Origin of the sequence: Burkholderia sp. GbtcB21 (genome assembly GCF_019091065.1) — a bacterium.
Classification (GTDB): Bacteria; Pseudomonadota; Gammaproteobacteria; order Burkholderiales; family Burkholderiaceae; genus Burkholderia; species Burkholderia pyrrocinia_C.
The window spans coordinates 40,818-64,921 of sequence record NZ_JAGXKA010000007.1 but is presented as its reverse complement, the minus strand read 5'-3'; the positions used below and the strand labels follow the sequence as shown (position 1 = coordinate 64,921).

23 protein-coding genes are annotated in these 24,104 nt (G+C 64.5%); 8 read left to right on the top strand and 15 right to left on the bottom strand.

Annotated elements, in window-relative coordinates:
- Nucleotides 1-25 precede the first annotated feature (25 nt).
- From KVT39_RS17730 to KVT39_RS17715, 4 genes are all read left to right on the top strand, one after another.
- Nucleotides 26-343: a type II toxin-antitoxin system RelE/ParE family toxin gene (locus tag KVT39_RS17730; RefSeq protein WP_165948125.1), complete on the top strand. Its 318-nt coding sequence runs from the start codon at nt 26-28 to the stop codon at nt 341-343.
- Nucleotides 344-346: 3 nt separating this feature from the next.
- Nucleotides 347-646 (top strand): addiction module antidote protein, encoded by a 300-nt coding sequence (locus KVT39_RS17725; protein ID WP_034185118.1) that lies wholly within the window; start codon nt 347-349, stop codon nt 644-646.
- 364 nt (nt 647-1,010) lie between these two features.
- A complete protein-coding gene (locus KVT39_RS17720; RefSeq protein ID WP_306795589.1) occupies nt 1,011-1,298 on the top strand; it encodes a type II toxin-antitoxin system RelE/ParE family toxin in 288 nt (95 codons plus the stop codon).
- Between the two features lie 12 nt (nt 1,299-1,310).
- Nucleotides 1,311-1,613 carry a HigA family addiction module antitoxin gene (locus KVT39_RS17715; protein ID WP_034185116.1) on the top strand — a complete coding sequence of 101 codons (303 nt, stop codon included), beginning with the start codon at nt 1,311-1,313 and terminating at the stop codon, nt 1,611-1,613.
- A gap of 33 nt (nt 1,614-1,646) precedes the next feature.
- On the opposite strand, the gene KVT39_RS17710 is transcribed toward KVT39_RS17715, so the two are convergent.
- The 5 genes from KVT39_RS17710 to andAc all read right to left on the bottom strand — a co-directional run bounded on the left by KVT39_RS17710 (nt 1,647) and on the right by andAc (nt 6,462).
- Entirely contained in the window at nt 1,647-2,933 is a 1,287-nt protein-coding gene (locus KVT39_RS17710) for a DUF445 domain-containing protein (RefSeq protein ID WP_034185115.1), read from the bottom strand.
- A gap of 212 nt (nt 2,934-3,145) precedes the next feature.
- Entirely contained in the window at nt 3,146-4,366 is a 1,221-nt protein-coding gene (andAa, locus tag KVT39_RS17705; protein ID WP_217589887.1) for an anthranilate 1,2-dioxygenase system ferredoxin--NAD(+) reductase, read from the bottom strand.
- A complete protein-coding gene (gene andAb, locus KVT39_RS17700) occupies nt 4,356-4,682 on the bottom strand; it encodes an anthranilate 1,2-dioxygenase ferredoxin subunit AndAb (RefSeq protein WP_034185113.1) in 327 nt (108 codons plus the stop codon). The genes andAa and andAb overlap by 11 nt, the downstream gene beginning before the upstream one ends.
- Nucleotides 4,683-4,699: 17 nt before the next feature.
- Entirely contained in the window at nt 4,700-5,176 is a 477-nt protein-coding gene (andAd, locus tag KVT39_RS17695) for an anthranilate 1,2-dioxygenase small subunit AndAd (protein WP_131948025.1), read from the bottom strand.
- A gap of 14 nt (nt 5,177-5,190) precedes the next feature.
- Nucleotides 5,191-6,462, bottom strand: a complete 1,272-nt coding sequence (gene andAc, locus KVT39_RS17690; protein ID WP_034185205.1) for an anthranilate 1,2-dioxygenase large subunit AndAc — start codon at nt 6,460-6,462, stop codon at nt 5,191-5,193.
- Nucleotides 6,463-6,673: 211 nt separating this feature from the next.
- On the opposite strand from andAc, the gene andR reads away from it, so the two are divergent.
- Nucleotides 6,674-7,633 carry an anthranilate 1,2-dioxygenase regulatory protein AndR gene (gene andR / locus KVT39_RS17685; RefSeq protein ID WP_217589886.1) on the top strand — a complete coding sequence of 320 codons (960 nt, stop codon included), beginning with the start codon at nt 6,674-6,676 and terminating at the stop codon, nt 7,631-7,633.
- Nucleotides 7,634-7,783: 150 nt separating this feature from the next.
- Here andR and KVT39_RS17680 read toward each other — a convergent pair whose 3' ends face one another.
- The 3 genes from KVT39_RS17680 to KVT39_RS17670 form a co-directional block, all read right to left on the bottom strand.
- Complete coding sequence (locus KVT39_RS17680) at nt 7,784-8,095, bottom strand: hypothetical protein (RefSeq protein WP_217589885.1); 312 nt, start codon at nt 8,093-8,095, stop codon at nt 7,784-7,786.
- Between the two features lie 45 nt (nt 8,096-8,140).
- Complete coding sequence (locus KVT39_RS17675) at nt 8,141-9,826, bottom strand: methyl-accepting chemotaxis protein (protein ID WP_217589884.1); 1,686 nt, start codon at nt 9,824-9,826, stop codon at nt 8,141-8,143.
- A gap of 338 nt (nt 9,827-10,164) precedes the next feature.
- Nucleotides 10,165-11,055, bottom strand: coding sequence for a LysR family transcriptional regulator (locus KVT39_RS17670; RefSeq protein WP_034185110.1), 891 nt, complete (start codon nt 11,053-11,055; stop codon nt 10,165-10,167).
- Nucleotides 11,056-11,146: 91 nt separating this feature from the next.
- Between KVT39_RS17670 and KVT39_RS17665 the strand changes: the two genes are divergently transcribed.
- The 3 genes from KVT39_RS17665 to catC are packed head-to-tail and all read left to right on the top strand — an operon-like array spanning nt 11,147 to nt 13,549.
- A complete protein-coding gene (locus KVT39_RS17665; protein ID WP_217589883.1) occupies nt 11,147-12,280 on the top strand; it encodes a muconate/chloromuconate family cycloisomerase in 1,134 nt (377 codons plus the stop codon).
- 32 nt (nt 12,281-12,312) lie between these two features.
- Nucleotides 12,313-13,215 (top strand): catechol 1,2-dioxygenase, encoded by a 903-nt coding sequence (catA, locus tag KVT39_RS17660; protein ID WP_131948029.1) that lies wholly within the window; start codon nt 12,313-12,315, stop codon nt 13,213-13,215.
- Nucleotides 13,216-13,258: 43 nt separating this feature from the next.
- Entirely contained in the window at nt 13,259-13,549 is a 291-nt protein-coding gene (catC, locus tag KVT39_RS17655; protein ID WP_217589882.1) for a muconolactone Delta-isomerase, read from the top strand.
- Between the two features lie 108 nt (nt 13,550-13,657).
- Here catC and tssJ read toward each other — a convergent pair whose 3' ends face one another.
- Genes tssJ through KVT39_RS17620 form a run of 7 tightly spaced genes read right to left on the bottom strand, consistent with a single transcriptional unit; the run spans nt 13,658 to nt 24,061 of the window.
- On the bottom strand, nt 13,658-14,191 hold the full coding sequence (gene tssJ, locus KVT39_RS17650; RefSeq protein ID WP_175746416.1) for a type VI secretion system lipoprotein TssJ: 534 nt from the start codon (nt 14,189-14,191) through the stop codon (nt 13,658-13,660).
- A 13-nt stretch (nt 14,192-14,204) separates the two neighbouring features.
- Nucleotides 14,205-15,329 carry a type VI secretion system baseplate subunit TssG gene (gene tssG / locus KVT39_RS17645; RefSeq protein WP_217589881.1) on the bottom strand — a complete coding sequence of 375 codons (1,125 nt, stop codon included), beginning with the start codon at nt 15,327-15,329 and terminating at the stop codon, nt 14,205-14,207.
- Nucleotides 15,326-17,140: a type VI secretion system baseplate subunit TssF gene (tssF, locus tag KVT39_RS17640; RefSeq protein ID WP_217589880.1), complete on the bottom strand. Its 1,815-nt coding sequence runs from the start codon at nt 17,138-17,140 to the stop codon at nt 15,326-15,328. Before tssF ends, tssG begins: the two co-directional genes overlap by 4 nt.
- Nucleotides 17,141-17,149: 9 nt before the next feature.
- On the bottom strand, nt 17,150-18,733 hold the full coding sequence (gene tssA / locus KVT39_RS17635) for a type VI secretion system protein TssA (protein WP_217589879.1): 1,584 nt from the start codon (nt 18,731-18,733) through the stop codon (nt 17,150-17,152).
- A gap of 8 nt (nt 18,734-18,741) precedes the next feature.
- The gene (locus KVT39_RS17630; RefSeq protein WP_217589878.1) at nt 18,742-22,521 is read right to left on the bottom strand and encodes an ImcF-related family protein; all 3,780 of its coding nucleotides are present in this window, start codon (nt 22,519-22,521) and stop codon (nt 18,742-18,744) included.
- Nucleotides 22,499-23,800 (bottom strand): hypothetical protein, encoded by a 1,302-nt coding sequence (locus KVT39_RS17625; protein WP_175746430.1) that lies wholly within the window; start codon nt 23,798-23,800, stop codon nt 22,499-22,501. The genes KVT39_RS17630 and KVT39_RS17625 overlap by 23 nt, the downstream gene beginning before the upstream one ends.
- A gap of 3 nt (nt 23,801-23,803) precedes the next feature.
- Nucleotides 23,804-24,061, bottom strand: a complete 258-nt coding sequence (locus KVT39_RS17620; RefSeq protein WP_217589877.1) for a PAAR domain-containing protein — start codon at nt 24,059-24,061, stop codon at nt 23,804-23,806.
- Between the last annotated feature and the right edge of the window lie 43 nt (nt 24,062-24,104).

Genomic DNA, 24,104 nt, shown 5'->3' with positions numbered 1-24,104 from the left:
AACCATGGTTGACATACTGCAATCAATGCCCTACAGTGCGCCCACGTATAGCATCCGGACCACCGACGTCTTCGACGCATGGTTTGCCGGCCTGCAGGATCGCGTCGCGACGCGCCGCATCCAGGCGCGCATCGACCGCCTGTCGATGGGCAATCCGGGCGACTGGAAATCCGCCGGCTCGCCGGTCGTCGAGATGCGTATCGACCATGGCCCCGGTTATCGCGTCTACTACGTCCGGCGCGGAACGATCTGGGTCATCCTGCTCTGCGGCGGCGATAAATCGACGCAACCAGCCGACATACGCGCCGCGCACGCGATGCTTGCGCATCTCGACATGGAGTGATCGATGGACAAGATCAGCACCCGGCCGTGGGATTCGGCCGACCATCTGCAAACCGAAGACGACATGGCCGATTACTTCGAGGCCTGCCTGCAAGAGGCCGGCGACGATCCGGCCTTCATCGCGCACGCGCTCGGCGTGATCGCACGCGCTCGCGGCATGTCGCAGGTCGCGCGCGATGCGGGCCTGTCGCGCGAAGGGCTGTACAAGGCGCTGTCGCACGACGGCAACCCGAGCTTCGGCACGATCCTGAAGGTCATCAAGGCGCTCGGCCTGCAACTGCACGGCTCGAAAGCGCGCGCGTGATGCACGGGCGCGCGGCATCGCGCCCTTTCCGCGATGTCCGTGGCCGCATCAATGCAGCCACCCGGCCACCCGGCCGCCCAGCGCGGCACCAGCGACACCAGATACAACCCGAGCTCGATCAGCCGTCGACGCAATGGGTCGTCCGAATGGCATAGCGGCCCCGTAAAGACAATGTGCGCCCCTATACTCGTCGGGACGACAGAGACCAGCCCGCATGCATTGGCGATGCCTGTCACCACGCGTTGACCTCACCCATTCCCGATCATTCAGGTTTCCTATTGGTCGTTTCTCGCGACGGCGCTTCGACGTACGCATCGTCGAAATCATTTCACCCTTATTGACGTATTACGTAAAACGTAATACGATGCCCGTAATGATCAGATCGTTCCGATGCAAGGATACCCAGTTGTTGTTTGCTGGAGCATCGCCCAGGCGTTTCCGCACGATCGAAACCGTTGCCACCCGGAAACTGCAAATGGTCGCCGCTGCGAAAGAACTGCGCGATTTGCGGGCGCCGCCCGGCAACCGGCTCGAAGCGTTGCAAGGCGATCGGGAAGGCCAGCACAGCATCCGCATCAACGAGCAATGGCGGATCTGTTTCGAATGGAGCGACGATGGCCCCACCCAGGTCGAGATCGTCGACTATCACTGACTGGAGCCTCGCATGCTCAAGAATGGAATGCGCCCGATTCATCCGGGTGAAATCCTGCGGGAAGAGTTTCTCGTGCCGCTGGAAATGAGCGTCAACGCGCTGGCGCTCGCGTTGAACGTGCCGGCGACACGCTTGCACGAAATCGTCAAGGAACGGCGTGGAATCACGGCCGATACGGCTTACCGGCTCGCGCGCTACTTCGATACGTCGCCGGAATTCTGGCTGAACCTGCAAGCCGCTTACGATCTCAAGACGCTGCCAACGCGCAGCGAGATCGACCGCAAGGTCGAACCGCGCGAACGCACGCACGCGTAAGCACACCGGCCGTCGTTCGCGGGCGTGGCCGCATCAATGCAGCCACCCGGCCGCCCAGCGCGGCACCAGCGACACCAGATACAACCCGAGCCCGATCAGCCCGCCGACCAGCGTGCCGTTGATGCGGATGTACTGCAGATCCTTGCCGATGTTCAACTCGATCTGCCGCGACATCTCGCGCGCATCCCAGTTACGCACCGTGTCGCGAATGTGACGCATCAGGAAATCGGCGAAATCCGGCGCCATCTCGTGCACGGCCTTCTCGATATGCTCGTTCAGCGACGCGCGCAGTGCCGGGCTTTCGGCGAGCCGCGCGCCGAGCCAGCCGCCGAGCGTCGCGGCCTGCCGGTGCAGCGTCGAATCGGGGCGTGCGAGATCGGCCTTCAGCCATGCGCGCAACTGGTCCCACAAGTCGCGCGCATACTCGTTGAACGCATCGCCGTCGCGGATGTAGCGCTTGATCTCCTCACCCTTTTCGATGAACGCGGGATCGTGCTTCAGCCGCTCGGTCAGCCGCGCGACCGTCCGGTCGAAGCGCTGCCGCAACTCGTGCTCGGGGTCGGCCGCCACGCCCTCCAGCACGCGGCTCACCGCACTGGCGAGCATCCGCGCGCCGTTCTCGCCGAACCACTGCGTCGGCATGATCTTCTCGACCTTCGGGTACTGCGTCTTCAGCCATTCGACGATGAAGCCCGCGATCACCTCGCGGTTCTCCTCCTTGTCGAGCACGTCGACCACCTGTTCGATCGCATCGTCGAGCAGCGCCTGGTGGCGGCCGTCCTTCGTCAGCGTGTCGAGGATCACGCCGGCCGATTGCGACAGGTCGACCCGGTCGATCACCGCGCGAAACGCGTCGTGGACGAACGACTGGATCCGCGCGTCGTCGGTCATGTCGAGCGCGAAGCTCATCAGTTTCGTCACATAACCGCCGAGCGCGTCGGTGTTCGCCGGTTCGCCGAGCCACGCGCCGAGTTTCTGCGCGGGATCGTGCTGGCGGATCTGCGCGGCAAGCGCGTCGGGGCCGAGGAACTTCTCGCGCACGAACACCGCGAGGTTGTCGGCGATCTTGTCCTTGTTCTTCGGGATGATCTCGGTATGGCGCGACACGAAGGGGATCGGCACGCGGCGGAACAGCGCGACGACCGCGAACCAGTCGGCGAGCGCGCCGACCATCGCGGCCTCGGCCACGGCCTTGAAGCCGTCGACCCACGGGCCGCGCGGCAGCAGGATCGTCGTGACGAACACCGCGACCGCGGCCAGCAGCAGCCACAGCGCGCGGCGCTTGCTTCGTTTCAGTTCGAGGGCTTTGTCTGGCGGCATGGAGGACGAGCGGATCGGCGATGCCGCTAATATCCCCGATTTCGCACCGGCAGACAAACGCGCGGCATGATGCGCGACGGGCCCGCGCGACCACCGCCGCGCATCACGTCACCCGCCACGTCGCGCAACCGTCCGGCAAACGCGCGGCCGGCGACGTCATCGCCGATGCAATCCGACCGCCGCGCTTGCCATACTCGCCGCGCCTGCCGCCGTTACAGGAACGTCTTCAGGTTCACCGCCGGATCGGCGAGTTTCGCCGGATCGGGCACCGCCCCCGCCGCGATCAGCCGGCGCGATGCGCCGATGTCGCGCCCCAGGTTCGCCGCGGCCACCGCGACAATCTTGCCGTCGTCGCCCAGCCCGAACACCGTGAACGGCCCGCTCGCCGGATCGCCGCGCACGACGATCGTGCGTTCGCTGCCGAACAGCCCGAGCATCTGCAGGTTGCAGTCGTACTGATCGGACCACAGCCACGGCAACTCGGCATAGGCTTCGTCCGCGCCGAGCAGGTTCGCGGCCGCGACGGCCGGCTGGTTTTCGGCGACCTGCCACGATTCGATCCGCACATGACGCCCGAGCAGCGGATTGAAGTGCATCGTCACCTCGCCCGTTGCGAAAATCGCGGGATCGGCGGTGCGACAACCCGCGTCGACGCGTATCCCGTTGTCGACGTCGAGCCCGGCCGCCTGTGCAAGCTCGACATTGGGCACCACGCCGATGCCGACCACGACGATATCGGCCTGCACGTCGCCGCGATCGGTCTCGACGATCGCACCGCCGGACGGCGCACGGCGAACCGCACGCGGTAGCGTTGCCATCTGAAACACCACGCCGCGCGCGTCGTGCAACCGACGCGCATACGCACCGACGACTTCCGGCAACGCACGCTGCAGCAATCGGGGAGCAGGATCGATCACCGTCACGTCGCAACCGAGCTGGCGCGCTGCAGCCGCGACCTCGAGGCCGATGAACCCGCCGCCGAGCACCGCGACGCGGCGGCCCGGCGCAAGCTTCGCGCGCAACGCACGCGCATCGTCGACGGTGCGGACGTAATGCGGCTCGACACCTTCGTCGATCGCGCCGCCGAACGTGCGCACCCGCGAACCCGTCGCGAGCACGAGCCGCGTGTACGGCAGCGTCGTGCCGTCGTCGAGCCGCACGCGCTGTGCGTCGCGCTCGATCGCATCGACACGTGTGCCGAGCCGCAGCTCGATGCGCTGCGTGTCGTACCACGCCGCATCGCGCACGAACGCGCGCTGCTCGCCGCCGTCGCTCAGCAGCGCATCCTTCGACAGCGCGGGCCGGTCGTACGGCAGCTCGCGCTCCGCGCCGATCATCACGATGCGCGCGGCGGCATCGCGTTCGCGCAGCGCTTCGGCCGTGCGCCGGGCCGCGTGGCCCGCGCCGACGATCACGAACGGATCAGCCGACATTGACTTCCACCTGCCCGTCGACGATCCGGAGCGGATAGGTCCGCACCGGCTCGGTGATCGGCGCGCATTTCGGCGCACCGGTGCGGATGTCGATCAGCCCCTGGTGCAGCGGGCATTCGACGCAACCGTCCTCCACATAACCTTCGGACAGCCGCGCATGGCCGTGCGTACAAAGGTCGTGCATCGCGAACAGTTCGTCGCCGATCCGGAACACGGCGATCGGCTTCTGGCCGGCGACACGCGCTGCCGGCTCGTCTTCGGAGAATTCGTCGAAAGCGCCGAGCGGATGCCACTCGGCGAGCGTTGCTTCGGTCATGTCGGTTCCTTGCTTCGTCAGATCGGGGTTGCGAGCAGCGTCTGCACGCGCGACGTGTCGTAGATCACGCGCTTGGTCTTGTAGCGCAGCCCGTCGGGCGTGCGCACGACCGTGTCGTAGTACTTGCCGGCTTGGTACACGTTCGACTCGCCGTTGCTGCGCGTCTGCACGACCACGTAGTTGCTCTCGGTGTCGATCTCGCCGTCGCGTTCCGCGACGATCGTCAGGCCCGACGTCATGTGCCGGTACGTATGCTCTTCAAAGATGTTCGCGTGCCGCAGCGACACCACGCGGTCGCGCAGCATCCGCTGGTTCGTGCAGTGGACGATCCCGACCGGCAGCCCGAGATCCGCGTTCTCCTTCGGCACGATTTCGTATGTGCAGTCCTCGGTGAACATTTCCGGCCAGCGTTCGAGCCGGTCGTTGTCGAGGTGCCCGATGTAGCGGTTCTGGAGCATGTAAATCTCGAACCACGTCTTCATGTCTTCCGTCATTTCTCGCTCCCGCTTCAATAGCCCATCAGCTTCTGGTAGCCGACCCAGAACTTGCGGATCAGGCTTTCGGTGATCACCGTGTCCTGCTGGTCCGGATTGCCGCGCGACATCTCGATCACCGACGTCGCATCGCCGTCGCGCACGGTGCCGCGCTGCACGAGCTCGGTCGCCTCCGTATCCTCCATCGAGATATAGCCGGCCGGCCCGACGAGGTTCGCCTGCTTGATGCGCAGCGCGCGCAACTCGGGCGTGTCGTCCGCATAGCCGAAGAAATGGAAGATCAGCTCGAAATTGTCGGGGCCCTTCGGCAGGATCTGTCGCGCGACCAGCGTGTTGTGGATCTGCTGGATCACGAGCTGCGGGAAGATCGGCTGGATATGGTTCGTGCAGTCCTCGTCGTATTCCGATACGAGATCGAGGATCGATTCGTCCTCGAGGTGGAAGCCCTCGTCGAACGAACGGATGTTCTGCTGCTTGTACGCGGCCGACGTGTCGTCGTTCGTCTTCGTCACCGTGATGATGCTGTGCAGCCCGTGGTTCGCGTCCGGAATCGAACGCGCCTTCATCCCGACGCGGAAGATGTTGAAGGTCGTATGGAACAGGTGCAGCATGCTCGCGTGATACGGGTCCTTCACGTTCTCCATGTACAGCTTCCAGTTCGACTTCGAATACTGGCGCGTGCAGCCGAGATACTCGATCGGCTTGTGGAAGATCCGGTCGATCCACGGGCGCATCTGTTCGCCGAGATAGTCGGGCAGCGGCATCACGTCGTCGCTGAAGGTCGCGAACACCAGCCCGCGATAGCTGTCGACGCGCAGCTTGCGCAGCCCGTGCTGCTTCGGATCGAAATCCGCCGGCATCCCGGTCATTCCCTTCTGGCCGCGCCGGAACGGCACGCCGAGCAGGTTGCCCGTGTTGTCGAAGCTCCACTGGTGATACACGCACGTGTGCGAGGTCGCGTTGCCGCGCGACTTGCGGCACACCTGCGCGCCGCGGTGCGCGCAGCGGTTCACCCATGCGGCGAGCGTGCCGTCCTCGGCGCGCGTGACGACCACCGGCGTGTCGCCGACGAACGTGCTCTTGAAGTCGCCGGCGTTCGGGATTTCCGCCTCCAGTGCGACGAAGTTCCACGTCGGCCCGCGGAAGATGCGTTCCTGCTCGCGGTCGTAGACGGCACGCGAGCTGAACACCTTGTACGGCACGCGCGAGCCGTCGTCGTGCGGAAAGCTCACGTCGGATGCGTCGTCGCGCGCGGCGAACACGACGGGCGATTCTGTCTGCTCCATGTCGGACTCCTGGTCGTTCCGTTTCATTAACAAGATGGGGTCCATTTTTGGAAGGCTAATATTCGCCGTCTATCCGGAAAGTGCGATTGCGGCGATGCAATATCCACTTTCGGCGGATTTCTGAGCTAGCATGACGGCACACACGATGCGGCACTTGATCGAGACCCATTCGTCGGATCGAAGTGCGCCGTCCACAATCAGGCTGATGCCCATGTCCCCAACGTCGTTCGAGCCGCTCGCGCTGCGCGCGCACCGGCTGTTCGAATCCCGCGATCTCGACGAGACGCGCGAGCGGATCTCGCGCGTGATGCAGCCGCACGCGCTGCTGCCGAACGGCCGCGTGCACGGCGCGTCGCACATGGATTTCGTCAAGCTCGGCGGGCTCGGGATCGGCACGATCGCGTTCGGCGACGCGATGCGCGTGCAGGTCGACGCGGTCGATGGCTATTACCTGCTGATGTTCTGCCTGTCCGGCCAGGCCGAGGTGCGTGCGATGGGGCGGCAGCTCGGCGTCGACGGCCAGACCGGCGTGCTGTGCGCACCCGGCGAGCGCTTCGACGCGGTGCTGTCCGCCGATTGCGAGCAGTTCGTGCTGCGCATCGACGCGGCGACCGTCGGCTCGCTGACCGGCGACCCGCGCGCAATGCTCGACCCCGTGCTGCACATCAGCGACGCCGCGCTCGCCGCGTGGCGCCAGCAACTGATGCTCGTCGCGCGTTCGCCCGAACTGCTCGAACGCGCGAACGCGAACCCGCGCGTCGCGTCGCAGCTCGAGCACCTGCTGATCGACCTGCTGATCGAAGGCCACCCGCCGTCCGTGCTGCACGCGTCGCACCGCGACCCGGCGCCGGGCTTCGTGCGGCGCGCGCAGGAGTTCGTGAACGCGCATTACGCGCAGCCGCTGCAGCTCGCCGATATCGTCCGCGCCGCCAACGTGCCGGAACGGACGCTGCGCGACGCGTTCCTGCAGTTCCGCGGGATGAGCCCGATGCAATACCTGCGCGCGCAGCGGCTCGACCATGCGCGCGAGCTGCTGCGCGGTGCGGCGTCCGACCGGCGGATTGCCGATGTCGCGCTCGATTGCGGGTTTACCCACCTCGGGCGGTTCGCGATCGCGTACCGGGAGAAGTTCGGGGAATCGCCGTCGGAGACGCTCGACGGGAAACGGTGACGCCGGAACCGCATCGGCACGCGCTCGTATCGCTCCACGCGGCTCGTTGTATTTCCCTGGACGTCTTGCTGATCGCCATCAGCACAACTCGCGTCTTCCACCCGCGCCGGAATTGACGGCCGGTTGCATGTTCTGCGGTAGCCCCGACGCTCACCCCGGCAGTCCGCGCCCCGGCGCGGCGTCGTACGCGGCATCCGCAGACGGCCGGCGCACGTTGTCGAGCCGGGCCGACGCGCACGCCAGCGCGCGTTCGACCTGCTCGATCATCGTACGGGTAGCCTCGCTGCACGGACTCGCGCGCAACAAATGCCCCAACCACTCCAACCGCCGGGCGAGCATCGGCACGATCAGCGTTCGAACGATCAGCCGCTGATCCCGGTCCGACGGATTGAAACGCGCACATGCGTCGATGAGCGCATCGAGGGTGAGTGCGGCACGGGTCGGACACGTCAAGACGTTCATGGGTGGATACTCCCCGTCGCAGCAGGCTGCGGACCGCTATCCCGATCAAAATGCATTCCATTCCGCGGACCCACCCGGCATCTGTGCGGTCAGCGCCCCCGCCAGTGGCGCAACCACGGGCGGTTTCGCGGGCACGGGCGAACGCGCCGGCGCGGACACCATCGTGGCGGTCGCATCGACGGGGTTCGGGGCGAGCTTGAACGCCGACATCGCGTCCTGCAGATGGCCGGCCTGCTCTTCGAGCGAATGCGCCGCCGCGGCCGCCTGCTCGACGAGCGCCGCGTTCTGCTGCGTCACCGTATCCATCTGCTCGATCGCCAGATTGACCTGCTCGATCCCCTGGCTCTGCTCCCGCGACGCGGCCGCGATTTCGGCGACGATATCGGACACCTGCTTGATCGCCTGCTTCACCTGCCCCATCGTCGCGCCAACGCCCGTGGCCTGCTGCGCGCTGTCCCGGATCATCGACACCGACGCGCCGATCAGCTCCTTGATCTCCTTCGCGGCCGCCGCCGAGCGCTGCGCGAGGCTGCGTACCTCGCTCGCGACCACCGCGAAGCCGCGCCCCTGTTCGCCTGCGCGCGCCGCTTCCACCGCGGCGTTGAGCGCGAGGATGTTGGTCTGGAACGCAATGCCCTCGATCACGCCCGTGATGTCGGAAACCTGGCTGGAACTGCTGCTGATCTGCTCGATCGTCGCGACCATCTTCAGCATGGCATCGTTGCCGGCATCGGCCATCCCGGTCGCGCGCGTCGCGAGCGTATTGGCCTGCTGTGCGTTGTCGGCGTTCTGCTTCACGGTCTCGGTCAGTTGCGTCATACTCGACGCGGTTTCCTCGAGCGACGCGGCCTGCTCTTCCGTGCGGGCCGACAGATCGGAATTGCCGCTCGCGATCTCGCGCGACGCGACCGCAACCGCTTCCGCGCTGCGCTTGATGCCGCGCACCGTCGTACCGAGCTGTCGATCCATCGTCGCCAGCGCACCGAGCAACCGGCCGAATTCGTCGTGCGAATCGATGTCGATCCGGTTGTCCAGCGTGCCGCCGGCGATTTCGTCGGCCACGCGCACGGCCCTTCCGAGCGGAGTCGAGATGTGCCGCAGCAGGTGCGCGGACACCCACGCCGCGATCAGCACGCCGATGCCGATCAGGCCGATCGCAATCCATAAAATGATCCTGAATGTCGACGCGCTATCGTCGACGAACGATTTCGCCTGGTCGATGTTCAGTGCAATGTCGTCGTCGAGCGCCTGCTTGAGCGCGCCTGCGGCCGGCGACAGCCTGTCGATCGCCGCAGCGGCCACATCGTAGTCCCCGCCGCTCATGGCCGTAACCGCTTCGCCCACACCCGCTCCGAAGCGCGGCAGCACGCCACGGATCCGGTCCGCGGTCTGACGCTCCTTGTCGCTCGTGATCGATTCGCCGTAGTAGCGGTTCCAGATCGTGTCGAGACGGCCTTGCTCGGCACGAATCTCGTCGATCCCTCTGCGGGTCCGCTCGGGATCGCGCGCGGCCTGCACCCGACGCATCTGAAGCTGCATCCCGAATGTGGCGGCGCGAATTTCCGATAATTCGCTGATCGGCAGCGTATTGCCTGCATAAGCGCTATGGACGTTCGAATTCAGCCTCGACAGGCCGAATATGCCGAACACGCCGATTGCCACCATTAATGCGACGCACGTGGCGAGCGCGAAAAAAATCCTGAACTTGATGCTTCTTTCAAATCGGCCCACGTTGCTCTCCTTGTAATGCTCCAGGTCGGTGCGGAACGGGAAACCCGTTCTCCAACCCTTGTTTACGGAAGGCAACACGGCCGATTTATCGGTCGATGATGGGATAGTAAAAACCATGCGCGGCAATAATCGAAATGCGCGCCGATAATCTTTTTCTCGTTAATCTGACCTCGAAGCATTCCGCGAGCACGGTTTTAAATTGATTCATGCAGGAAACAAACGCGGCCCGGCGTCCTGAATATCCTGAATAACGCGATATCGCGACACCTTCTCCGAATTCGAACGGATACGTCGAAATAGACCGTTAGTTGCAGCGGCTTGTATCCGGACAGCAGCCCTTATGCCGCCGGTACGATCATCTCCCGCGCGATCGCGCAGAACGCGGCCGTCGCCGCGCTTTCGCCGTGCAGCCGGCGGCTCATGATGATCGGCGACGTCGCGGCCGGTTCCGGCAGCCGCCGGTAGACGACGCCCCTCACGCGCACGCCCTCCACGCTCTCCGGCACCAGCGACACGCCGACCTGCGCGGCGACGAGCCCGAGCGCCGTCTGCAATTCGCGCACCTCATGGACGGCCGCCGGCACCAGCCCGCCGTCGCGCAATGCGGATAACTGCTGATCGGCGAAGCTCGGGCGTGGCGTACTCGGATAGACGATCAGCGTTTCGTTCGCGATATCCGCGAGCACGAGCGGCCGGTCGGGATCGGCAAGCGGATGCCCGGCCGGCAGCGCCGCGATCAGCTTTTCCTCGATCAGCGCCTCGCGCACGACCTGGTCGTCGTCGAAACGCAGGCGGCCGAACCCGACGTCGATCCGCCCGCCCTTCAGCGCACCGAGCTGCTCCAGCGTGAACATTTCGATCAGCGACAGCTCGACGTCCGGCTGCGCCTCGCGAAACGCGCGAATCACGTCCGGCAGCGCGCCGTACAGCGTCGACGGCACGAAGCCGATCACGATCCGCTCCGACAGCTGCGCGAGCCGCCGCGTCAGCGGCCCGAGCTCGTCGGCCTGGTCGACGAGGCGCTTCGCCTGCGTATAGAACACGCGCCCGGCGTCCGTCAGCTTCAGCGGCCGCGCGCCGCGCTCGAACAGCGGCAGCCCGATCTCGTCCTCGATCGCCTGAAGCTGGCGGCTCAGCGGCGGCTGCGTCATGTGCAGCCGCTCGGCAGCCCGCGTGATGTTCATTTCCTCGGCGACGGCGATGAAGTAGCGGAGCTGACGCAATTCCATTTCATGCCTCAAAGGTATGGAAGTAGTCGGAAAGAGTGTTGGACGACGCGGGGCGGGAATTCCTACCATGTGCACCAACAGGAGGAATCGCATGATAGCAACTGCCGCCACCATCGAACGCATCGAGACGCTGCTCGTCGACGTGCCGACGATCAGGCCCCACAAATTGTCGGTCGCCACGATGAATTGCCAGACCCTCGTATTGGTCCGAGTTCGATGCACGGACGGTATCGAAGGCGTCGGCGAGGCGACGACCATCGGCGGCCTCGCGTACGGCGAGGAGAGCCCCGAAAGCATCAAGGTCAACATCGACACCTACTTCGCGCCGCTGCTGCAAGGCATGGACGCGACGCGCCCCGGCGCCGCGATGGCACGGGCGCGCAAGCTGTTCCAGGGCAACCGTTTCGCGAAGTGCGCGATCGAGACCGCGCTGTTCGACGCGCAGGCGCAACGTCTCGGCGTGCCGCTGTCCGAGCTGTTCGGCGGCCGCAGGACCGATGCGGTGGACGTCGCCTGGACACTTGCGAGCGGCGACACGCAGCGCGACATCGCGGAAGCCGAGGCGATGCTCGACGCGCGCCGCCATCGTGCCTTCAAGCTGAAGATCGGCTCGAACGCGGTCGCGGACGACGTCGCGCACGTGGTCGCGATCAAGCGCGCGCTCGGTGAGCGCGGCGACGTGCGGGTCGACGTGAACCAGGCGTGGAGCGAAACCGACGCGATCTGGGCCGGCGCGCGGTTCGCGGAAGCCGGCGTGAGCCTGGTCGAGCAGCCGATCGCCGCGACCAACCGCGCGGGGCTGAAACGCCTCACGCAGCTCGCGCAGGTTCCGATCATGGCCGACGAGGCGCTGCACGGCCCCGTCGATGCATTCGCGCTCGCGCAGGATCGCGCGGCCGACGTGTTCGCGGTGAAGATCGCGCAATCGGGCGGCCTGCAGGGCGCGGCGAGCGTCGCGTCGATCGCGGCGGCGGCCGGCATCGAGCTGTACGGCGGCACGATGCTCGAAGGCGCGGCCGGCACGATGGCGTCCGCGCAACTGTTCAGCACGTTCGACTCGCTGAAATGGGGCACCGAGCTGTTCGGCCCGCTGCTGCTCACCGAGGAAATCCTCGTCGAGCCGCTGCGCTACCAGGATTTCAAGCTGCACCTGCCGGCTGCGCCCGGCCTCGGCATCACCTTCGACTGGGCCCGCATCGAACGGATGCGACGCGACGCCCGCTGATCCCCACACGACAACCGAAACCGGAGACACAGATGAACAAGCAAGCCATCGACGCCCTGCTGAAGACCTTCGACGACGCTGCCGAGAAGCCCGGCAACCCGCGCGTGCGCGCGATCGTCAACCGGATCGTGAAGGACATCTGCTACACGATCGAGGACTTCGACGTGCAGCCGAGCGAGTTCTGGACGGCGCTGAACTACCTGAACGAAGCCGGCCGCGAATTCGGGCTGATCGCCGCGGGCCTCGGCCTCGAGCGCTTCCTCGACGTGCGGATGGACGAGGCCGAGGAAAAGGCCGGCATCCAGGGCGGTACGCCGCGCACGATCGAAGGGCCGCTGTATGTCGCCGGTGCGCCGGAGTCGGTCGGCCATGCGCGCCTCGACGACGGCACCGATCCGGGCCAGACGCTCATCATGCGCGGCCAGGTGCTCGGCACCGATGGTGCGCCGATCGCGAATGCGCTGGTCGAGGTATGGCACGCGAACCATCTCGGCAACTATTCGTACTTCGATCAATCGCAGCCCGCGTTCAACCTGCGCCGCTCGATCCGCACCGATGCCGAAGGCCGCTACAGCTTCCGCAGCGTGCTGCCGGTCGGCTACAGCGTGCCGCCGGGCAGCAAGACCGAGCAGCTGCTCGACCAGCTCGGCCGCCACGGCCATCGTCCGGCGCATATTCACTTCTTCGTTTCGGCGGACGGTTATCGTAAGCTGACGACGCAGATCAACATCGAAGGCGATCCGCACATCTGGGACGACTTCGCATTCGCGACGCGCGAAGGGCTGATCCCGAAGATCAAGCAGGCCGAAGGCGCGCAAGGCAAGCCGTACGGTGTCGACGGGCAGTTCGCGCTGATCGACTTCGATTTCTCGCTGCTCAAGGAAAAGCAGGACGTGCCGGCGAGCGAAGTCGAGCGGGCCCGCGCGCAAGCCTGAGCGGCCTTCCCGTTCGACGAATCGATAACGCAAGGAGTACAGGATGCTGTTTCATGTGGAAATGACGGTCCGTCTGCCGGCGGACATGGATCCGGTCAAGGCGGCGACGCTGAAGGCGGAAGAAAAGGCGATGTGCCAGCGGTTGATGAACGAAGGGATCTGGCGGCATCTGTGGCGGATCGCCGGACGCTATGCGAACGTCAGCATTTTCGACGTCGAGAGCGTGCAGCAGCTGCATGATGTGCTCAGTCAATTGCCGCTGTTTCCGTATATGGAACTCGAGGTGCGGGCGCTGTGCCGGCATCCGTCTTCGGTGCGGGAAGACGATCGGTAATTCCCGAAGCGGCCCATGCTGTCGGTTACCCGGCACATGGGCCCGCACCGGGAACGAAACGCCCTGCGTTTGCACGCGCTATCAGCTTTCCGGTGCCATCTTCGCAGTTCATCTAGAAGACGCTGACTTCGCGACTTCTCCTGTCACCTGTAGCCCGTTCAGCGACAGGTCCATTCGGAGCGGCTTATCCGGATCGAGCTTCTTTTTCTCAATCACCCGCTTCCAGTCTCCTGGCGCTCCGGGGACACGGTACAACGCAACGATCGCCACGTACTTTGTCTCGCGTTGCATGGGCTGCGACAAACTCGACGACGCGCCAGGATTCACGACCGTCGACATATCTGCCTGCAGATCCTGTGCGAGAACAATCCGATCGTTCTTCAACAGGTCCTCATACGTTGCTTCATCGAATATCTTGCGATCCTTCAGCTGATACACGCGAACGGCCACCGACGTCGCTCGCCCCGCCTCGTCCGGATTCAGTGCAGCCCGTGCCGTGAGATCGACATTCAGCACCTTCACCTGCTTGAAAAACACCGCACGATAGGCGTTCGACGACGCATCCGAGACGGACTGCCAGGCACCGCAGCCCGACAGAAGCACTGCTGCGGCAACGGTTGCCGCGCTCATTCGATTGAACATGAAGACTCCGGAATCAGATCGTGCGTGGCACGAGATGCGAGTTCGATTGAGGTGTCGGAAACGCCTCGTAGATACCGAGCGCGATATCGATCAAGCGCGCGTCCCCGGAGGGCAACACCGTGGTCCAGCCGAGACGCGGCGCAGGATCTGCACGCCCTGCCCCGACAACCGGACTCGGAACGAAACGGGACGACACTTCCATTCGCAAATGCACATCGGCTTTCACGCCGACATACAGCCGAATGAACGCCATCAACTCGCGATGCAACGGCGCGCCCGGCAACAGATCGTGCGCCTGCTGCACATCGTCAGGCCGCAGCGTCACACGCACCGCGCGGCTTCGATACGCGATGCGCCGGCCGAGCACGTAACCGCCGCCGAGACCGACGCGCCGGCCGTCCCGTGAAGCGGCAATCGCCGGGCGTGTCGACGTCAGCGGCATCGGCTGGCCGGCGCTCGTCGTCACCGCCCAGAACTCGTCGACACGAACGCCGACGCAGGGTGCGGCCAGCGCGATGACGCCGGCAAGCCCTTCAGACGTCCGCGTGCGCTGAATCAGGAGACCGAGCAGCGCCAGCATTCGCGACGCCGGCAACCCGGCTCGCGCGGGTTTGTCGCCCCATCCGAACCCTGCCAGACACAACAGGCTCCGGGAATAATCGTCGACACCACCGGCCTGAAAACGCTCGGGATAGCGATATTTCTTCCATGTGCGGTACAGCAGCGTCGCGATGCGATGATTGAACGGATCGAGAAACGCCTCGACCGCTTCATGTCCCTCTTCGCGAAGCGCGATCTCGTCGATCGTATGCGACGGCATCGCCGCATCGACCCCGTACAGCCCCATGAACGTCGTGCGGATGGTCGGCGGCGCATCGCCATCCTCGTCGTCGATCTCGACCGCTGCAATCTCGCCGGCCGGAAAGCCCAAGCGAGGACGCGGCCGGAATCGCACCGGCTCGTGTTCCGGCGTATCGCGCGTGCCGAATCCAGACGTGTCGGGGTCACAAGCTTCCAACAGCCGACAGAACTGCATGAAGCTCATCTTCGGCGCACACGCCAGCAGGCCTCCGACAATTGCCGGAAGCTCTTGTGCATCGGCCGCTTCGATACCCCGCCGATTGAATAACCGCTTCATAACGCCGCCCTCTGCACCTTGCCGCGCGGCCACTCCGTTCGACGCTGCGACGGCAGGCTGACGATCGCGAGCTTCGTAAACAGATTGATCTCCGCATATGCCTCGAAGAACCGATGCAGCAATTCCCCGAACAGCATCACGTCGCCTTCGCCGGAAAACGCGTGCGAATCGAGCGTGATCTCGATCAGCACGCCCCGCTCGACCGCACCGCCCGACACCTCTTCGATCAATTCCTGAGACACATGCAGGATGCCCGCGAGCCGTCGTCGGTTCAGCTCGTCGCTGGTCCAGTCGTAAAGCGCCAGGGCGCCACGCAACACTTCCGAGTTCATCATCGACAGGAAGTTCGGCGCCAGATGCGACAACACGCGCCACTGGAAGCGATCCTCCGTCGGCGGATACAGCGGCAGCGTGGGCGACACGAGATTACGCACGCCGGCAACGCTTTGCGTGCTGACCGCGATCTCGTTGAGACTTGCTTCGCGCAAACCCTTGCGCGGCAGCATCCCGTTCGTGCCGGTCACGCGCAGGGACAGGCTCTCCTCGGGAAGCGCATCCATCGTTTCCCACGCATGGCCGCCGAGAATCACCCAGGTTTCGTGCAGCCCCGACATGCCGGGACGCACGCGCGTATGGAAATAGCGCTCGGGGGCCTCGTGCCGCAACATGCCGCCGCGGTGACGGAACGTGGCGAACGGCACGTATTCATATCGTTCGGCCGTGTCGTGGTCGAATGTCGCGATCGCGTCGACCGAATACGTTTCGACATGCTCGCCTTGATGGCCGGCCGGCACGACGCGATATTCGGTTTCGTGATGATCGATCTCGATCGGCTCGGCGTCGAGTTCGAACAGGTTGATGACCGGCGTGCAGAACAGTCGCACGTTTTCCGCACTGAAACGCTGGTCCACCGGATACGCGTGCTTCAGCACGAGTTCGAGTTCGAAGCGGGTCGCACCTTCCGGAAGCTTCGCGACATCGAGTCCGCACAAGTCGACGAACAGAAACTTCTCGCGGAACGTGAAGTACTCGAGCAGAAGTTGATACCCGGAAAACGCAGCATCGGCCCTTGGCCACAGCCGCTCTTCCGTCGAGAAGCCCGCCGGCTCGATCGTGACACCTGCGAGCGGCACCGGTTCGCCGTCGCGAATTTCCGGGATGCGCCAGTGGATCGCGTCGACCTGCCTCGTGAGCGCGAGATGCATCGCGAATGCGGTCGGAAGATCCGCGTTCAGATGCACACGCAGGCGCGACAGATTCGTTTCGTTGCGGAGTGCGGATCCCTCCAATGCGAAACCGATCCTGATCACCGACCGGCCATCATGGCGCACGGCCGGCCCGGCGTGGGTAATCGTAACCGGCTGAAGCGCGACGGGTTGCGTGGTCCGGTACATACACTGGACCGTTCGCGGCGCCGCCCCCTCGACACCGTCCGGCGACGGGACATTGATCGGCACCGACCTGACGGGTGCGCCGGCCGGCACCACTTCGGTCTTCTGCAGTTTCTCCGCGAACGGCATCAACTCCACGATCGACAGCGACGGAATCATCCGCAGATAGTGCGGCCACAACAGGCTGACGAGTCCCTCGGTGAGTTCCGGAAGCTCGTCGTCGAGTTTTTGTCGGAGCCGCCCGGTCAGGAACGCGAAACCCTCGAAGAGCCGCTCGACGTACGGGTCACGATCACCTACACGATCGAGATTGAGCAGGCGCGCGCGATCGGGATGCGCCTTCGCGAATTCCTTGCCGGATTCGCGCAGATAGCGCATTTCCGCTTCGTAGTAGCGCAGGATGGAATCGTTGTTGTCCATGGGAATCCGTTACGAAAGAGTCAAGGCACGAGCAGGATCGAGCACGGTCAGTTCGGCCTGCAGTTCGCCGATGCGACGCATGAGCGCCGGCTTGTCGGCGTCCTTGCGGCTGCTCATCGCTTTCATTGCCTTGACGAGTTGTTGCTTGACTTCGAACGTCAGCGCCGGCTCCCAGCGCATCAGCGGCAGCGACCGGGACGACGCATCGAGCTCGGCAAGCAGCGCGAGCGACGTATCGGGCCGGCCGGCATGATCGGCCAGTCGGGCCATTACGAGCCGCTGCAGGTAGCGATGCCGATCGGTTCTCATGCCGGGTAGCGCTTCGAGCCATGCGAAGGCCGTCTCGATGCCTTCGCGCGCGGCCAGTTCGCGGGCCTGGATCTCGATCTCGGGCCAGTCGCCGGCGGCGTCGCCGTCGCTATCCGCGGAGACCGGCAGCGGCGCCACCGTCTCGCCAGCCTCCAGGTCGCGCACGACCGCGTGCCGGGCAATCCATTCGAGCGTCGTGTCGTCGGAGAATGGCGTGCCGTCGCTGAATGCCAGCCGTTCGATGCCCGGCAGTCGTTCGAGAAACAGCGCGAAGTCGGCGCGCAGCAGTTCACGCCATGCGTTGTAGGGCGTGCCGACGTGATCGAGCGCGACATGCTGGAAGTACTGCAGATCGAACCACAGGTGATTCACGCCTTCCATGAACGCACCCTCGACACGCTCCAGCAACTCGTGCCAATGCTTTTGCAGCACAAGGCGCTTCATCTGCTGGCGCAACTCGGCGCGTGGCGGCGCCAGACGCGTATGCGACGCGGCATCCGCCGGTGGCACGTCGTGCAAGGTGTCCCAGCGAACGCTGCGCACGAGGCGCACCGACGGCAAGTAGCCGTTTTCCTGATCTCGCAACCACGCCGACATCGAACGTGCCTGATCGAGCAGGTCGCGCGCCGACGCGATCGCCCCGCTCGACGCGGGAACTGAAGCGATCCTTTGCGGAGGGACCACGCCCGAATTCACGACGCGAGTTGGTTCCTCCTTGCGCTCGAAACGGGTAACCAGCGGCTGCAGATTCGGCCGTGCGGCCTCCGGCCAGTTTCCCGTTTGTTCGACGAGCACGTCGAGCGCAGCAAGCGCACGTTCGAGATCGGCCGGCGCAAAGTCGCCGCGGCTGTCCAGCGTCTCGATCATGCGCGACGTCGCCAGCATTTCCAGCGCCGCCCGCTTCGCCTCGGCTCGCGTGGGCAGCACGGCGTCGCCGAACCGGTCGACTAGCGAAGCAGCCAGTTCGAGTCCGTCGGCAAAGCCGGCCGGACCGTCCTGCCGCAGCCTCGCAAACGTGTAGTAGCCGATCAGACGCAGATCTTTCCCGGTTTCCTTGAGCAACTGCTCGCAGTTGCGGACGATCAGTCCGTCGTCGATTCCCGACAGCTTGTTTGCCTCGTCCTTCAGTTCGAAGAAGGCATCCTCGTAGCCCGGATCGCGGCCGCACGTGTGTTCGCCCGGTATCGGGGCCAGCCATGCCGCCCAGGTGGTCTGTCGGGATTCCTGCAGCGAATCGACGCGAGGACCGCCGACGAGTGTCTTTACGAAATTGGCAAGCGTCATGGCAGGTCTCAGAATGCGAATGCGTCGCCCAGCAAACGGAGGGCGTGTCCGAACGGTCTGGTGGAGACATCGGAAGATGCCGAAGTCGTCGCCAGCGAAGACACCTCCATCCGCGGATCGCTCTTTGGCGGTTTCTCGACGGGCGTGCTCGGACCTGCTTCAGCTATCGCGGTTGTCTGACGGGATGCCTTCCCGGCCTCCACCGGCATCGCTTCATCCGGCCACGTCATCGCACCCGGCAGCCCCGGTGGCAGCGGCACGGCAGCGTGCCTGGCTGCCGCAATCGCCGCAGCCGGCAACGGCGGCGGACTGGCCGTCGACACCTTCGGCCCGGCGCTCGCCGCCCCGGTCATGAAAATCCGTGCAGGCAGCACGAAGTTGCGCAACTGGAGAACGTCGAGCGGGCCGGCGCCCGCCTCGCTGCGCAGTTGCACCTTCAACGGGATGCCCTGGCTCGTATCCGGCATCCAGGTCAGCAGGTAACGGGCGTTGTCCTGTTGCGTGACCTTCGCTCGCTCGAACAGGCGAATCAGGCCGAAGCGCCCCTGCGAATCGAGCGCCGTCCGCAAGCCACCCTGCTCGGTCTGCCATTCGATATGCGACAGGTTTTCGAGCGACTGGCCGGGCCATTCGAACGGCGTCCACTCCTGCTTCTGGTTGAAGTAGTGCAATTCGCGGCCGGACAACACGAATCGCATGTCGGTGACACCCGGTGTCGGCACCGCCTGCAACTCGTAGCGCACGCGCGCATCGCCGGACGGAAACAGCACGGTCGAAATGCGCGTGAGTTTGTTCAACCCGATCAGAAAGCCCGGGTCGATCGTCAGCGCACCGGAATCGGTGCCCTGTACGGGCACCCAGCGGTCGCCCTGCCGCTCGATGACGCCGGCGAGCTGCGTCGTCACGAATTGCGTGATCACGCCGCCATCGGGTCGCATGAAGCGCGCCATTTCCGGCAGCGACGCGTCGTTGTCCGAATCTGCGAACGGATAGCGGCCGCCGAACGACTTGTTCCAGTCGGCCACGATCGCGGCGCGCCAAATCTCGTTCAGGCTCGACGCGGCCGGCTGCACGATGACCTGCCATGCCTGATCGAACGGCGCCCGGAACACTGCGCCGAAGCCGGACCATTGCTCGCCGAGGCTCGCGGCGACCCGGCTCGCATAGTCGCGGCTGTCGGCGATGTCGGATGTCTTGCCTTGCAGCACCGACTGGGCGGCCAGTCGCGCAACCGCATCCGGATCGGCACTGGAGACGATCTGCGACGTCTTCAGGCGCATGGCCGTGATGCGCTCCAGATAGCGGGCGAGGCTCAGGTCACCGGTCGCGGCCATTTGCGCGGCGGCGGTTTTCCCGTTGGCCGACACGCCGGAAACGAGATCGCTGCCGGTCAGGCGCAGGATCGGGCCGAACGCAGCCACCAGCGGCGCGAGCTGCGGTTTGACCTGCTTCGACGGATCCTTTTCGTCGGCGCCGACGAGCTGCTGCGCCTTGCTGATCAGCGTGTCGGACAGCGACTGCGTGTTGGCTCCCGTTCCCGCCTGATAGACGATCGCGTTCATCAGCGCGACGAGCGGCGAGCGTTGCGGATCGCCCAGCAAGGTCAGTTGATCAGCCGTGGCGGAAAGCGTCGGTGCCGGTTGCCAGCGCACGCTGTTGAGGAACAGTGCCCAGGCGCGCGCATAGTCGTCGAAATAGCGTTGGCGCAGTTCGTCCTTTAGTGTCGATGAGGACTGGCCGGCTGCCTTGGTGTCGGAAAGCACCCAGTCGCTTGCCACGTCGTGTTGCTCGCCGGCTTCGTCGATGGCCTTGGCGATTCGTTCGTCCCATGCTGCGCGGGTGAATACGCCCGGAATGGTCAGGGTCGTGTTGAACAAGCCGCGGCTTGTCGCGCCACCTGCGCCGGCCTGGGATGCCGCGTCACCCAGCAGCGTGGCGAGCGATACCGGCGGATACTTCGGCGTCGCTTCGTCGAGGATCTGCTGGTAGACCGCGTCCCGCGAATTCTGAATGCCGCGAACGCCGATCACCGTCTGGCGGGTTGCTGCGATCAAGGAACTGTCCGGAGCGATTGCCAACGCAGCCGCCGTCGACTTCGCACCGGGTCCCAGATGGTTCGTGAAGAATGTAATGGCTTGCTGCCGCAAGTCTTCCCATCTGCCTGGCAACAACGATGAATTGACGGGGCGTGCCGGCATCGACGTCGCGACGAGCTGGGGTGTCAGGAATGCGGCCACCGCGCGCTCCGGCTTCGCGAGCATCAGATAGGTCTTGAGCGTGTCGTATGCGGCCTGTACTTGCGCATCGCCGCCGCTGGCGATTTCTGCGTCGGACAACGATGCCAGTTGATGCAGTCGCGCCTCGAGTTGCCGGCGAATCGGGCCGACGAGAATGCGGTTTGCCGCATCGGCGTAGTGTGGCCAGAGGGCGTCGAGCAATGCGTGGTCGCGGTTCAGGGCGAAGCGGGCGGTCAAAGGCGCACCGGTACGCTGATGGATTTCGAGCGTGTCCATTTGCCTGGCGAGATCGGTGAGCGTTTGCAGCGATTGCGTCGGGCTTTGGGTCCCGGCGAGCTTCACAACCGTATCCGTCGCGCTTCCGATCGTCGCGCGATTAGCGAAACCGGACAGCATCGTGCCGACGAGCCAGCAGCCGATCAGGGCAGTCGCCATCCACGCTGCCGTAGTCGACAGCGAAAAGCCGATGCGGCGACCATGAACCTTGCGGCTGTGATCGGCGACGGTTTGCCAGATGGTCCGGTGTCGAGAATTGGACCGTAAGTCGCCATCAATCGAATCGCCTCTCGGCACACCGGGATCTGGCGACGCCAGATCCTTCGCCTTGAATAGAGGTGCGAACATCAGCCCGTGAAGCGCATGTCTCGAAACGGTGGATTCAGCGGTTCGAAGCAGCAGTTCCGACAACGCTCCACGCAACCTCGAAACATGCTGCGACAGTTCGGCCGGGTAACGGTCATCGGCATTCAAGGCGAGGCGCGCGACGCCGGCGTCCGAGAGATTGTCGACGAGATTTCGCAACGACTCGTCAATCTCCTCACCACTAAAGTGTGTGTTCGCCCACGTAAACCCCATCGCCTCGTCCGAACCAACCCGTTCGCTACCGAAATCCGTCACGTCCAGAAGATAAGCCGGTGCGGCCCAGCGCAACGTGCGTTCGTGGCGAGCAAACCGCGCGACGAGTTCGTCGACGTCGAACGACGAATCGCCGGAACTTCGATGACGAGTAATGGCCACAAGCGCGTCGATCGGACGACGTCGACGCAGGCGGCGAATCCGATCGAGCCATTCGGTGTCGAGTTTGTCGTCAATGTGCCGCGCATACAGCACGATCGTATTGCCTAGAATCGCGTAGCCGGTATCGGCCAACCCGGGTGCGAGACGCCGGACGAGCGGATAGTCGCCGGCGACCAGCACCCAGCGATCGCGATAGCGCCATCGCCAGCCGTGCCTCTCCATCTGGGCCTGCTTAAGCGATTCGGCTCGAATCGCCGCATTACCCGTCGGGCCGTTTCCCGACGGAGCCGGCGCGCGACGAGCGTGATCATTGACCCACTTCTTCACGGCGCGCCAGCCATTGGCCGGCCGGGACGAATCACTGAAGCTGAAAATGAGCAAGAGTGCCACGAATAAGGCGCATAAAGCGGCAAGCGCCAATCCTCGATCCGCCGCGGATATTCCAATCCAGTGCGGTCGCATCCAGACCATCAGCCCGGGAAGGACGACAAAAGCAAGGGTCCCGAGCAGGTCAAGTTTGAATATCCGGTTCATGCGGAAGTGCGTGTGTTGTTGATGCGTTATTCAGGTTCGTCACGACAGCGATGAACATATGGGCTGCGTTGCGCTGTGCGACCAGCTGCGGCTTTGGCGATTGACCGGCCACGTATGCTGCGCAAGCAGCGGCAAGCCATCCTGCCGAGGTTCCTGCCTTGCCGACGATTCGATCGAGCTCGAACTCCGGTATGGGTTCGTCGTTCTCTCCTTCCGGACTGCCTGCGTTTAACGCCGCGCGCACGGAACCGGCCGCCTGGCTATCGAATCCGGTCATCCACAACGCGCCGATGTCAACCGCCGCGGCACCGCCCCAACGAAGCCCGTAGGTAAGCGCATGGTCAGGGTTGTCATTACCGGCTCGACGGGGTCGGTGAAACGCGGCAATCGGTTGCAATTCGAAACGCGACGCAAGCGCCTCGGAAGCCAGCAACAATCCGACCCCGGCTTCCGCCGAATCCTTCGCCGGTGGCTCGCCAATCACCTTGTTGAGGGTGATGGATACGAGCAATACCGCATGCTGATGCAGCGGCCCGTTCCGATCGTCGAGCCAGGAATCTATCGTCATCAGATCGAGGGGTTCTGAAACCCGGTCCGTTATCGCGAATCGCAACTCGTGACGTCGCCATTCGCGCTGCCACAGCTCGACTACGTCGCGCTCTCCGGCATAACCGGAAAGATCGAGCAAAACGCGCAACGGCAAATCCGGATGAAGCGCGCCCAATGTCTTCTTCAGATCGTTCAGAAGTCGCTCGTACAGCCATGCAAGAACCCACTCATGACGTTCGGCATCGTCAGCGGCCAGACGGGCTTCAATCGGCTCAAACCATCTTGCCGAAACCGATTCATTTGCTTTCCGCTCCGAAGCCTTGGCATGCAACTTCATCGTTCCATCGACGATCTGGTCGACACCGGTTTTCGTATCGTCTGCGGTAACACGCGCGGCTACTCCCAGGACAAGCATCGGCACGCTCTCCCGCGCAAAAGCTTGCGCGTTGTACTTCCGGCTTGCATCGTTCCATGCCTGGACTTTCGCACGTTCCAGTTCGTATGCCCGATAGCGCCGGGACACGACGAAGGCAGAAAAAACCGTCGGATAAACGGATACACATGTCCAGAACCATGGCGTGTGAGTCGGTTCGCCTGCCGGCCAAAGCATCAGTACGGCAAATATGCCGGCCGACGTCAGCACAACGAACACCGCGCCCCAGAGAAACCGCGACGGCGATTTGTCAGGAATCGGCTTCTCGGGCGGAAGGGATGAGACATCCAGCGCCATCGATTAGCGGCGCCCGCTGTTCGGAAGAGACGAAAGCAAACGACAGCCGCACTCGCACAAATCGTGGTGCTGCGCGACTTCGCGACCATCATCGAATGCCCCCGAGGTTGCGATTGCGATACGGTTGTCACCGTGCCGCGGGCAGCTCACGGGATCGTGGAGCCGCGCCAGCGGGCGGCCCATGAAAAAGCGCGTGGCCGAACCGGCCGTCACGTTGCCGCCGCCGGTATGGCTGTCGCCGACGCGAACGATGCCTGCCATGTGTACCCCCGAAATCAACTGGCCTCGCCACCGCAATTCGACG